The following is a 13139-nucleotide window of genomic DNA, read 5'->3' on the forward strand; positions in this document are numbered from 1 at the left end:
CTTTATAAACTTACCTGTTAGAATGAAAGCTGAACACCGAATGAATAGTTTTTGCGTATAGGCGCAGCTGCACTACCATTGGCTCCATTGCCCACGTATCCATTAATAGCAGTTTCAGGATCTGTGCCTCTACGCGCAGCTTCACCCCATGTCAGTAAATTATCTCCTGAAGCATATAGCCGAAGCGAGTTCACGCCAATCTTGCTGGTTAAAGAAGCCGGAAGCGTATAACCGATGTTCACATTTCGCAAGCGCATAAATGTATTATTAAATAAGTATTGTGAAGAGTACACCGTTATGTTATTTTGAGTAAACTCAGATAGCCTTGGAATATTAGTTTCCCTGTTTTCAGGCGTCCAACGGTCCAGTATCTGAGTGCTCATGTTAAAGCCTCTTCGCCACCTAACTCCTTCTGCATAATCAGTATCATACATTTTACCGCCAAGGCTATAGTATAGCATTACCGAAAAATCCAATCCTTTATAACTAAAGTTGTTTGTAACAGCACCCAGCAGATCCGGAATAGATGTACCCAGGTATCTCATTTGATCTGTTTTATTTACTTCACTGTAATCAAATGTTCTTTCCTGACCGTTTTCTGTAAATTTCCACCAGGTATTATCCCCTGTTGCCGGGTCTACTCCCGCCCAAACCGGCCCGAAGAACTCATACATGGATACCCCTTTTGTGTATTTGTACCTTCCGTTATAGATCTCATCCTGAGGTAATCTTGTTATTTCATTCTTATACTTGGACGCATTCAGATTGATATTCCATCTAAAATCGTTCGCGTTGATTATATCAGTAGTGAGCTGCACTTCGTAACCATAGTTTCGGATGTCTCCTATGTTTTCGTCTATCCCCCCAACACCGGTAGACGGAGGTAAGGGTCTGTAAAAGATAAGATCATTCGACCTGCGATCGAACACATCAACCGACGCATCAATCAGCTTGAACAAGTGAAAATCTACTCCCACATTTGCCTGAATGTTGCTTTCCCAGATCAAGTCAGGGGTTGGTAAACGCGACAAAAGAGCTCCGGGATTGGCATAATCGTTATAACCCGTTGCATATAACCCTTGATAGGCATAATACCCGACGTTATCGTTGCCTACTGATCCATAGCTACCGCGAATCTTTAAGTTGTCAATCCAGGTTATATCTTTCATAAAAGCTTCCTCTGACATGCGCCAGGAGGCTCCTATTGACCAGAACTTGCCCCAGCGGTTATTCGGGTGAAAACGGGAAGATCCGTCCGTTCTAAGACTGGCAGAGATGAAGTAGCGTTGTCCAAAATCGTATTCAGCCCGAGACAGGTAACTCATCAGCCTGTAATTATCTTCCGAAGAGGAAGCTCCTGTTATTCGTGCCGCCGCACTCATCTCGTAAAGTCCGCCAAGAGGAAAACCTTCTCTACTAGCCGAAAGGCCATTATACTTATAATTATAAGTTTCCTGCCCTGCCAGTACATTGATGTGATGCTGGCCAAACGTCTTGTCATAAGTTAAGATGTTATTCAGTGTAAAAGAAAAGGTCCGGTTTGCGGTTCTGCTTGCCCAGCCTCCATAGCCGGCCGAATAGGATACAGTGGCAGACTGGTAGGAGTGATTATAATATAAGCCAAAATCTGTACTTATCCCAGATCTCAATTTTAAATCCGGCAGCAATTTGATTTCCAGAAAGCTTCGCGTGGATAAATTATCCGTTCGATTGCCAGAAAAATTCCAATCGTATTCATTCTTATAGCTGCCAACGAAGGCATTATTCCACCCTCTCCACTCTGTTCTTGAATAATCACCGAAGTCGGGCAGCCGATTGCCGTAGGAATCGGTTTTATAGCGGTTATTCTCATAGTCCCACTCATACACAGGATATACAACAGGCATCACCCGTAAAAATCGTGTCTCCGCTGATGGATATTCCTGGAACGAATGCGCAAAGAAAAGATTAGTTCCTACGTTCAGCCAATCTTTAATATCTGAACTTACATTTAAGCGCGCCGAATAGCGTTCGAACTTCTGTACTGCAAAATTGCCTTTATCATTCAAGTAAGAGCCCGATAAATAATACTGAGTCTTATTATTCTGTCCTGTCGAACCGCTGAAATCCAGTGTATACTCTTGCCTGAAAGCGGGGCTATACAGTTCGCCTATCCAGTCTCCGTTATACAGTTGCTCAACGCCAGGTTTCAGTTTGCCATCCAATCCGATAGGATAGGCTGTATTGAAGACATTTTTCTCCGGGTTCTGGAAATATTTGCTCACAACATTATCTGAAGCCCATTTGGCTGCATCAGCTTCTGAAACACCCTGATCCATTTGTCCGTTTTTCAGAGCCTCCCAAGCCAGTTCGAATAACTGAGTAGCATTTACTTTATCAGGGAAAGGTACAGCCATATCAGAATAACCAAAGTTAGAGCGAAAATTTATAGCTGGCTTAGCTACAGAACCTTTTTTTGTAGTTATCACGATAACACCGTTGGCAGCACGAGAGCCATATAACGCAGTTGAGGCAGCATCCTTTAATACTGTCATGGATTCGACATCATTCGGGCTGATGGAACTTAAAGCACCGGAATAGGGCATTCCATCCACCACAATCAGCGGGTTATTATTCGATCTTATTGAACTCAACCCTCTGATAATGATTGTTCCATCGCTACCAGGCTGACCGTTGGCGTTTAACACCTGTACACCTGTGCTCATTCCCTGAAGGGATTGGCTTATGTTGGAAGACTGGATTTTCTGAATGTCTTCCCCACTTACAACAGAAGCGGCACCGGTATAGGTGCTTTTATTAGCCGTTCCGTAAGCTGTAACAACCACTTCGTTCAGCAACTGCAAATCTTCGCCTAGCGTAATTTCTAGTGATGGCTGGTTGTTAACCGCTACCTTCTTCAAATTGTATCCTATTGCACTAACCACCAGGGTTGCAGCAGGATCACAATTTATAGAAAAAGAACCATCTGCCGCGGTTGCTGTCCCAGTAGTAGTGCCGTCTACTCTGACAGTGGCACCAGGTATAGGGCCATCTGCACCGAGCACTTTCCCTTTAAGCATTGTTGTTTGTGCATATACTTGTATATAACACCCTATTAACAACAGGACTATTAAAACTTTACTTGTAATTGAAATTTTCATAAGCAGGAGAGTTAGGTTAGTATTATAGAATAGAACTATTTAAATATTCTGTGTAAACAACATTAAATTGTTGTGAATCCTATAAAAACAGTGATAACCAGAATAAACTTAACCCCTGTTCAAGCAGGTATGTATTCCAGAAACCTAAAAAAAATTATATAACAACTTTATTAACACCCATACACCTGGTGTTATATTAGAATAGAGTATGGTAAATATTGCTACACAAACAGCACCTAATTCATTAAGCCTGTAGATCGACTTGAATACTTTCCACTTATAAAAATTATAGTAGCAAGGGGCAATTATTTTAAAGCCTTTTTTTAATATTAAAATCGTTAACGATAAAATATTAACACTTTTTTATAATAAATAACTATACGCAATATAAATACAAATATTAAACCTGTATTATTGCCAATTACCCAATCATGATACTATATTAACATTTGCAGCATAATACATTCTGGGCACTTGCCTATTATTCTGTATTAAGAAAATTAACTGACAGTATATCTTGTTTTTAGTTATTCTAGATTTTAAGCATAGTAGTAAACTTTACTATCCATACTTCAAAACATCAGGCGCTGCTTCGAGACAAGCAGTAGAAATGAATTTGAGGAAAACCTTTATCTCCTTTACTAGTTCCATATCTTAAAAAAACGAATGAGCAAAAGGTAAGAGTAGCAGGCAACAAGGCTATATTGCTCTCTAAAGACGGGCAGGTTTTACATTAAGGCTGTAATATACATCGGCAGGAATATGATGGCCGGCATACACCCGTTCCAGAATACTATACAGTGTCGGATCATAAGCTTTTAAATCACCAGGAGACTGTATACGTGTATCTCCATCATAGAATTCGTAGTTAGACCAGAACCACCATTGGCTGCCTTCAGCCCAATATTCAGCAACAGTATTAATAGCATACTGGCCCTTATAGAGCCCTTTAGCTTTTGCGGCCATATATGCGGGTTCTATTTCGGCATAAAGTGCCGGATCTGCTGTCCGTAACGCGCTCATTATATTATGGCTGAACTCGTGCACCAAAATGTTCTCGCCATAGTAGCGTGTATTCGGGTAGCCTAACAGGTTCTCTTCAGCACAGGAAGTTACGGTACCCCCCATGCCCCTGGCTCGTTGGTTCCAGTACTCTCTGTCGGTCATGCTGGCTATACCTCCTGGTTTGTCGTAATTTTCCCGCTCGGCAGGAGTAAGTCTCTTGTCATCCCTGGCAGGCTTTTTCCAGTCTTGTCGCTCCGGCAAATCCGTTTCCATTTCTGTTTCGGCCATAATTAATACCCGAGCGCCTTTTTCTACCAAAGCCATACGGATATCCATACGCTTCAAGAGCATGTAATTTACAATATCACGTGCCATAAGTACTGCCGTGTTGGGCACTTTCTCAGATGAGATAACAGGAATGCCAAACGCATCGGCATACTTTTTATAAAACAAATCGAAGCCCAATGAAGCAGGTGGTGCTGTAACCATGGCCTCTTCGTAGTGCTTTACAAGCAATTGGACGGGTTGCACATTATTTCCGGCTTCTTTACCAGCAGCTATTGGAGGTTTTACATTTGAGCAAGCTGTTAATGGCAAAACAAGTGCAATGCAAACTGTAACCTGTTTAAAGTTCATACCAGGAAATTTGTTAAGTGTGTGTGCAGAATAATATAAAGCAATACTGTACAATCCTTAGCCTATCTCCCGCCTGGCGGACAATAAAGCTTTAGGTAGTTGGTAAATAAGGTGGCTAAATGCTCATGAGTACCCTCGCCCTCTGATATGCTGTGCGAACGGTTCGGATAAGGCATCACCTGGAACTGTTTATTATACTTAATCAGCTCGTTTAGTAGTTGTTCTGCATTGTTGTAATGTACATTGTCGTCTCCTGTACCATGAATATAGAGCAGATTCCCGCGCAGGTTTTTAGCATGTGCTATAGGAGAACCGTTTATGAAATCTTCTTTGTTTTCCTGAGGAAGCCCCATATAGCGCTCCTGGTAAATGTTATCGTAGGAAAGCTGATTACCTACTGCGGCAACTGAGATACCTGTTTTATAAATTTCGGGGTAACGGAACAACAGGTTTAAAGTAGCAGACCCGCCTCCGCTCCAGCCCCACACAGCAACTCTGCTTGTGTCTATATAAGGTTGTTTCAAAATCTCGCGAGCAGCTTTTGCCTGATCATCAATATTAAGCACCCCAACTTTTCGGTATATGCTTTTGCGCCAGTTTCTGCCTTTCGGAGCAGGAGTACCTCTGTTATCTACCGATACATAAATGTAGCCGTCTTCAGCCATACTGCCTTTGTACAAGTTGTTATAACCAGTACCGTAGCTATCCAATACTGTTTGCCCGGCAGGTTCTGTATACACATGGAAAATAATGGGATATTTTTTAGCAGGATCAAAGGATGCTGGCTTCATCATCCAGGCATCCATTTCCACTCCGTCGCCAGTTTTTACTTTGAAAAACTCCAGGTTTGATTGTGCTTTATCTGCTGTACTTAAAGTCTGCTCAACTGCCCCAACACCATCCAGTGCTTTATGGGCAGGCAAGGACACCCATTCTGATGCGGGGCGGGTATAATAGTTCGAAAACCGATGGAAGGCATACCTGGTATCAGGCGATAGCATATAGCTGTGGGTACCAGATTGTGAGGCAGGCGACAACCGCACTGCATTTCCTTTCCCGTTTAACCGCACGCGATACAGGTACTTTTGTGTGGCATTATCCGGAGAGGCCATAAAGTACACATATCCTTCTGCCTCGTTAATGGCAGTTATTTCCATCACATCAAAGTTTCCTTTGGTGATCAGGGTTTCTTTTCTGCCATCGCGACTCACTCTATACAAATGGCGCCATCCGTCTTTCTCGCTGGCCCATAAAAACTCTTTGCCCCCGCTTAACCAATCCCAGCCTCCAAAACGGCACTTGCTATCCCAGGTGGGCAGCACATCTACCCAGGCATTGTCCTTATCAGAGTAAATTTCTTTTGTCTGTCCATTTGCTATACTACACATGAACAACTTGCTTACCTGTTGTTTCCGATCCAGCTGCTGTAGGATTAATTCATCTGCATTAGCGGCCCATTCCATGCGGGGCACATAGTGCTGGCGCGGATTACCTGGTATTTCAATCCACTTGGTGGCAGCACTACCTACATCAATAACACCGATTTTATAAGGAGAAGGTGCCTCTCCAGCCACAGGATATTCTACAGGTATTACAGCAGGGTAAATAGAGTCGGTATGATTGATCATCAGGTAATCTTTCACATCGGTGGCATCTATCTGCCAAAAAGCAATTTTTTTGCTATCAGGGCTCCAGCGAAAGCCGTCACGGCAGTAGAACTCTTCTTCATAAGCCCAGTCAAAAGTACCATTTATGCGCTTGCGCGTTCCGTCTTTGGTAAGCTGAGTTATCTTTTTTTGTTCCAGGTTTTCTACATAGATATTATTTTCACTAACATAGGCCACCATCTTTCCATCCGGCGAAAATTTGGCAAACATCAGCGAAGAAGTAGGCCTGCTTTCTCCCATTTTTTGCAGTGCCTGTTTCTGCCGGTCGTATACCCAGTAATCTCCTTTGGTGTCCAGTCGCCAAACCCGAACAGTATTCGTGTAAATCAGCAGCTTCTGCTCATCATCAGAAAAAGAGAAGCTCTTTACCTGTAATGGCTCTAATTTGCCTGCAGGTATCAACTTAGCCTTCTCTACCAGTACCTGCTTTGCCCTTGCAGGCAATGTATACTGCACAAGCTCACCTTCCTCTACCTGCACATAGCTATTGCCAGTCTTCAACCAGTACATAGCGCCTCTCCCCTGCGGAATAGCCGGAAAAGGAAGAACTATCAACAACAGCCAGAGCAAAAGGCAAGAGAAAGCTTTAAGAAATCGGATGTTTTTGTGCATGTACCTATTTATTTTAATATAGTTGAATCCTGAATTTCTGAAATATGATTACGAGCTGGTGCTGCATTGGGAAAAAGGACACACGTATCGCAATACAAGACTTTTTATGCTCGTATTAAAATCTAAAAAAGGGAAACGCTAATTCCAGAAAGGACTGAAGCTACCTATAGTTGCTTTTGAAAAGCACCAAAAGCTAAACACATTTGCCTCATCTTCAAATCTCCACATTTCCTAATCTCTACATTAGCACATCTGCACATTAAAAAATTAGCACATTAATCCTCTACCTCATCGCCTGCTTGCGCTTTGTAGTTGAAGGAGAAGCAGCTTTCAGATCTGTGCCATAAAACTTCCAGCTGGTCTTATAATCATTTGGTAATTTCTGGTTTGTGATAATGGCTCTAACCATTTCAACAGGCATTGCATTCTCTTGCATTACTGCATCGTGGAACTGTTTGTCTGTCATTTTGCCACTTTCTACCAGTTCCTTGTGAAGTGCATAAAATTGAAGTCCACCCATCATATAAGCTACCTGGTAGAGCGGACTATAGCGTCCTTCGAATGAACGGCGCACTTCGCCCTCGGCATTTGCCCGCTCATGCCCAACACGATCCACCAGGAAATCTATACATTCCTGTGGTGTCCATTTATCCAGGTGGTAATTAAGAGAGAAGATGATGCGGGCACAACGGTGCATACGCCAGAACAGCATACCTACCCTGTCCTCAGGTGAACGGGGAAAATCCAGGTCCCAAAGCAACATCTCCCAGTAAAGTGCCCAGCCTTCGGTCCAGAATGGTGTACCAAAATTGCGGTAAGCTTTATAGCGGTTGTTCATGAAGCCCTGCAAATGGTGCCCAGCGATCAATTCGTGGTGTACCGTAGCCCTGGAAAAATGCGGGTTATTGCCACGCATACTCATCAGCTTCTGCTCATGCGTCATGGTGGTGGTTGGATAAGAAATAATAAAGGTTTCTCCACCTAAAAAGAATGGGTTTACCAACTGCCGCTCAGGGGTCATCATCTGCATGCGCCAAGTTTCCTCTGCCAAAGGCGGTATTGATATCAGGTCCTTCTTTTTCAGGAAATCAATGGATTCATTGTAAAGCTTCATCATTGCCTCTGGCTGCTGACCAGCAGGAACATACGTGTTCTTTACTTTCTCCAGTGCCTTGTGCCAGTCGTCTCCGAAACCAAGCTCCTGGCTAGCCTTCAGCATTTCCCGGTCGCACCAGGCAAACTCACGGTTTGCGACCTCTATCAGTTCTTCCGGGGTATAGGGAATCATCTCCTGCTGTAGTTGCCGAATTAACTCCTCTCTACCAATAGGTTTACCAACTATGCCACTTTTATCAATTTTCTGTCCTTTAGCAGGCACCTTGCCTTTTTTATCAGCTACATCAGCGTAAGAAGCAAGCAAAGCATCTACACGTTTATAAGGTTCTGGCGACCACCAGGTAAAGTCAGGATCGTAGTCATAATAAAAGCCATAAACACTTTTCAGCCCCTCCTGCAGGTCTTTGATGACGCCATGCAGCCGATAAGACAGGTCACGGTTAAGCTGTTCCTCTTTCTCCAGAGCAGCTTTAGACTTTTCTATTTCTTTTTCGAGTAGGTTGAGTTCTGCTGCAACCTGCTGCCCATCCAGGTCTGTACCTCTTCGCCGGGGCTTTTCAAGTGCATATACCCTTTCAGCAAATGGCACCCACTGCTTTACCTGGTTATATTCTTTAAGCGCGAGATCCAGAGACTGCATTTTGCTTTCCAGGTCTCTTTTCAGAAGGAGATAGTCTACTCTGGTGCCAGCATTAAAGCTCTCAAAGTTTAGCCCATTCAGCTTGGTTTGGTAGTCTTTGTAAAGTGTTTGGAAACGCTCGATATATTCAGGGGAATTACGCATAAAGTAGAAGCGCCCCAGGCTACCTTCGTCAGCACGTAACTGCAGAATAAGAGGATGTACCTCACTTGACTGGCTGTAAAGAGTAGAAGCCTCCTGCGCCTGTAAAGAAGCTGTAGGAGGAAAAGTAAAGAAAGGCAGCAGCAGTACTGAAAGATGCAGTAGAGACTTTATAGGCTTTTTCATGCGTGTAAAGTTTTAGTTCAAAGAATGCCAAAGCGATACCCTTTGGCCCTACCTTAGCAAAATGATAGTACATGCTGCTCCTCCCCCCATCTACTAATGACCTTCCGTGCAGCCAGTGCACTTCCACTCTAATTCTTGGATGTACCGCAGTCATAGAATGAGACCAACTGGTGGAATCATTTTTAATTCTTAATTTCTAATTCATAATTCCTAACTATACCTGTCTGGTGAGAAGGCATCGAGTTGTACCTGAGCTTTTCTGTTCATCAGGAGTTCAGTCAGTAACTTACCAGTTGCCGGGGCCAGGCTAATGCCCATCATGCTATGTCCGGTACCAAATAGTACATTGCTCCAGCGTTCTGTAAATCCAATGTAGGGCAAGCCATCCGGGGAGCATGGGCGTAACCCACTCCAGACATCCTGCTTCTGAGGAAAATCGCATTGAAAATTACCATAGTACTTCGAAGCTGCATTGTGGATACCTTTCACTCGGTTCAGATTAATTTTATCGTTGTCGTTGGTAATTTCCATGGTTCCACCAAAGCGAACCTGGTTACCAAATGGCGTAACGGCAACTCGGGCTTCGGTCAGAATGGCTGGTCGCTGAATGGCAGGAGTATTATTAACCATAAAGCTATAGCCTTTCCCGCCTAACATTGGCATAGTTATCTTCAGCTTCTGAGCAACCTCACCTGACCAGGTTCCTGCTGCTATTACGACATAGTCAGAAGAATAATCACCTTTATCTGTAATTACAGCTTCTACCTTTTTACCAGAAATATCAAAATCGAGTACTGTAGCTTCCCGAACTATTTTCACTCCTTTACCTTCTAATTCCCTTATTAGAAAATCATTTAGTTTGGAAGGGTGCAAGTGTGCATCACCAGGGAAAAAAACTCCTCCCAGAACATCCATACCTGCATAGGGTTCTAACTGATGTACCTCTTCTTTTGATAAAACCTGTGCTTCTACACCATGGTGATTAGCCAGTTCAGCAAACTCTATTTCTTCATGTGCAGCTTCTTCAGTTTTATACAACATCAGCAGCCCTTTTTCCTCCAGGCCAAGATCCGCACCTTTGTGCTGCTCTGCAAGCTGTAAGTATAGGCTTTTGCTGTAAAAGCTCAGGTTCTTGAGGTAAGGGATGCTATACTCCACATGCTTTTTGGTAGCTGATTTGTAGAACAACAGGCACCATTGCACCAGCCTTCTGTCCAGCCTCGGGTGAATGTAGAAAGGACTGGTAGAAGACAGCATCCACTTTAAGCCTTTCCCTATAATACCAGGTGAAGCCAGCGGCACAATATGGCTGGGCACAATCATACCTGCATTCCCGATAGAACAGCTGTTGGTAAGATTTCCCTTATCCAGCACCGTTACATCGAAACCCTCCTCCGACAAATAATAAGCAGTAAACAAACCAATGATACCGCCTCCGATTATTGTTACCTTGCTCATAGTTAAATCACCTGAAATCCGTGAACATAAGGGTCGTTGTCATCAAAGAAGATGTTGTTGTACCCTGTTACAATTGCCCAGCCTTCAATGCCAGGCAAGATGGCTGGCTTACCTGCCACTGTTGTTTCACCTTCTATAGTTCCTTTGAAAATTGAACCGATATAACTTTCGTGGATGAACTCCTGCCCCGGCTTGAGCAGCCCTTTTGCATACCACTGCGCCATACGTGCAGATGTACCCGTACCACATGGAGAGCGGTCTATTGCTTTATCGCCGTAAAATACTGCGTTTCGTGCCGTAGAAGTCGGCTGTAAAGTATCGCCTGTCCAGAGAATATGCGATAGCCCTTTTATAGTTGGGTTTTCGGGATGTACAAATGAGTACTTCTCGTTCATCCGCTCCCGGATTACACGGCTCCAGGCAATAAGCTTATCTGCTGTAAACTCCTGCAAGCCTGGAAAATTTTCCTGCGGATCGATAATACCGTAGAAATTACCACCGTAGGCCACGTCCAGCTTTAGTTCGCCCAGTTCAGGGCATTCTACTGTCAGGCCTTCTGCCTCCAGGTAGGAGGCCACATTGGTTAGCTTTACCGTTTTAATTTTGTCTCCATCTTGAGTATAGCTTACTTTAACTAATCCCGCAGGAGCCTCCAGGCGCAACTGGCCGGGAGTTTTAGGAGTGATCAGGCCTTCTTCCAGGGCAATAGTAACAGTTCCAATGGTACCATGACCACACATAGGCAAACAGCCACTGGTTTCAATATATAGCACTGCTACATCGTTCTCAGGATCGTGTGGCGGGTACAGTATACTGCCCGACATCATATCATGGCCACGTGGCTCAAACATCAGCCCTCTTCTTATCCAGTCATATTCTCGCAGAAAATGCTGTCGTTTCTCGCTCATGTTCTCTCCCTGTAAAACAGGGCCACCTCCAGCTACCAGCCGAACCGGGTTGCCACAGGTATGGGCATCAATGCAGAAAAAAGTTTTTCTTGCCATTTAGTATTTTTATAGGCTTTCTTGTGTTAGCTGGCCGTTTACTGTTCGCCAGATATGTAATGAATTTTCGTCTTTTAACTCTTCAGGAAGCAGGACTTGCGGGGCTGCCTGGTAGGTTACAGGTCTTGCAAAGCGTTTTATGGCATACGTACCCACGGAGGTGCTTCGGCTATCTGTGGTAGCAGGAAAAGGACCTCCATGTGTCATGGCGTAGGAGACCTCTACCCCTGTAGGAACCCCCTCAAAAAGCAGGCGACCGCATTTGTCGCGAATAATAGCCACCAGATCAGCAGCTTTTGCCAGCTCTTCCGCCTCGCCCCACACGGTACAGGTTAATTGCCCCTGCAACTCACTTGCTGCCAGCTCCAGTTCTTCCAGGCTGGTATAGGTTACTATCAAGGTATAAGGGCCAAAGATTTCCTCCTGTAATGCCTTATCCTGTACCCATTGCCTCACGTTGGTTTTAGCCAGGGCTGCACCTGCTGTCAGTACATCTTCGTCGGGAGTTATAATTCGATCTACACTTTCACGCCCAGCCAGGTGTTTCAGGCTTTCATGGTAGTTGCTGCAGATGCGATCATTTAACATAGCAACTGCAGGGGCCTCGGCTAATTTATTGGATAGGGTTTGCAGAAAAGATTCTGCTGTCTCTGATTCAGGGAAAAACACGAGTCCGGGACATGTGCAAAATTGCCCCACACCAAGCAATACCGATTGTGCTACCTGTTCCGCCAGTTTAGGAGCATCGCTCCCTGCTTTTGCAGGTAAAACAAAAACAGGATTAATACTGCCCATTTCAGCATAAACAGGTATTGGCTGCTCCCGCTGGCAGGCTAAATCAAAAATGGCACGGCCTCCTTTATAAGAGCCTGTAAAAGCAATGGCTTTGGCTTTCGGGTGCTTCACCAGGTCCTGTCCTGCTTCAATGCCGCCACTTACATGCTGAAAAACACCTTCTGGCAACTCACAGGCTTGTAGAGCCTTTTCAATGGCTTTTGCCACCATCTGAGAAGTTTTAGGGTGCCCTGGATGCTCCTTATACACCACAGTACAACCGGCAGCTAATGCCGATGCTGTATCACCCCCTGCCGTAGAAAATGCAAGTGGAAAGTTACTGGCACCAAATACCACCACTGGACCCAGGGGTATCAACATCCGTCTGAGATCAGGACGGGGCAAAGGTGTTCGATCAGGCAAGGCAGTATCAATGGTGGCTTCTACCCAAGTGCCTTCTTCCAGCAAAGAAGCAAAAAGACGAAGCTGCCCGGTTGTTCTGCCCCGCTCGCCGGTAAGGCGCGCTAAGGGCAGATTTGACTCCTGGCTTGCTGTTTCCAGCAGTTTCTCTCCTAACTGCTCAACCTCGGTGGCTATCGCTCTTAAAAACTTAGCTTTCTCCGCAGCCGTTGTTTTTGAATAGGTTTTAAATGCTTCTTCTGCTTTATCGAATAATTCGTTGTAAGACATGTTTAGCTAATTTGGGTAAATTGGTAATCCTATTGCTAACGAAAGTATAGCCATTTCTTGATAAAAGAGC

Annotated in this window: 7 protein-coding genes; all 7 read right to left on the reverse strand. The window is 44.3% G+C overall.

The genetic code is table 11. The annotated features are described in order from the left end of the window. Positions 1 to 17: 17 nt before the first annotated feature. Positions 18 to 3059 (reverse strand): TonB-dependent receptor, encoded by a 3042-nt coding sequence (locus tag C1N53_RS07910; RefSeq protein ID WP_168193989.1) that lies wholly within the window; start codon positions 3057 to 3059, stop codon positions 18 to 20. Positions 3060 to 3851: 792 nt separating this feature from the next. After that, complete coding sequence (locus tag C1N53_RS07915; protein ID WP_206077629.1) at positions 3852 to 4781, reverse strand: hypothetical protein; 930 nt, start codon at positions 4779 to 4781, stop codon at positions 3852 to 3854. A gap of 62 nt (positions 4782 to 4843) precedes the next feature. Further along, positions 4844 to 7060, reverse strand: a complete 2217-nt coding sequence (locus tag C1N53_RS07920; RefSeq protein WP_137758787.1) for a S9 family peptidase — start codon at positions 7058 to 7060, stop codon at positions 4844 to 4846. Positions 7061 to 7343: 283 nt separating this feature from the next. Continuing rightward, positions 7344 to 9143, reverse strand: coding sequence for a DUF885 family protein (locus C1N53_RS07925; protein ID WP_137758788.1), 1800 nt, complete (start codon positions 9141 to 9143; stop codon positions 7344 to 7346). Between the two features lie 210 nt (positions 9144 to 9353). Continuing rightward, positions 9354 to 10601: an FAD-binding oxidoreductase gene (locus tag C1N53_RS07930; protein WP_137758789.1), complete on the reverse strand. Its 1248-nt coding sequence runs from the start codon at positions 10599 to 10601 to the stop codon at positions 9354 to 9356. Positions 10602 to 10603: 2 nt separating this feature from the next. Next, positions 10604 to 11605: a 4-hydroxyproline epimerase gene (locus C1N53_RS07935; RefSeq protein WP_137758790.1), complete on the reverse strand. Its 1002-nt coding sequence runs from the start codon at positions 11603 to 11605 to the stop codon at positions 10604 to 10606. Positions 11606 to 11614: 9 nt separating this feature from the next. After that, positions 11615 to 13069, reverse strand: coding sequence for an aldehyde dehydrogenase (NADP(+)) (locus C1N53_RS07940; protein ID WP_137758791.1), 1455 nt, complete (start codon positions 13067 to 13069; stop codon positions 11615 to 11617). Between the last annotated feature and the right edge of the window lie 70 nt (positions 13070 to 13139).

Origin of the sequence: Pontibacter sp. SGAir0037, assembly GCF_005491705.1 — a bacterium.
In the GTDB taxonomy this organism is placed as follows: Bacteria; Bacteroidota; Bacteroidia; order Cytophagales; family Hymenobacteraceae; genus Pontibacter.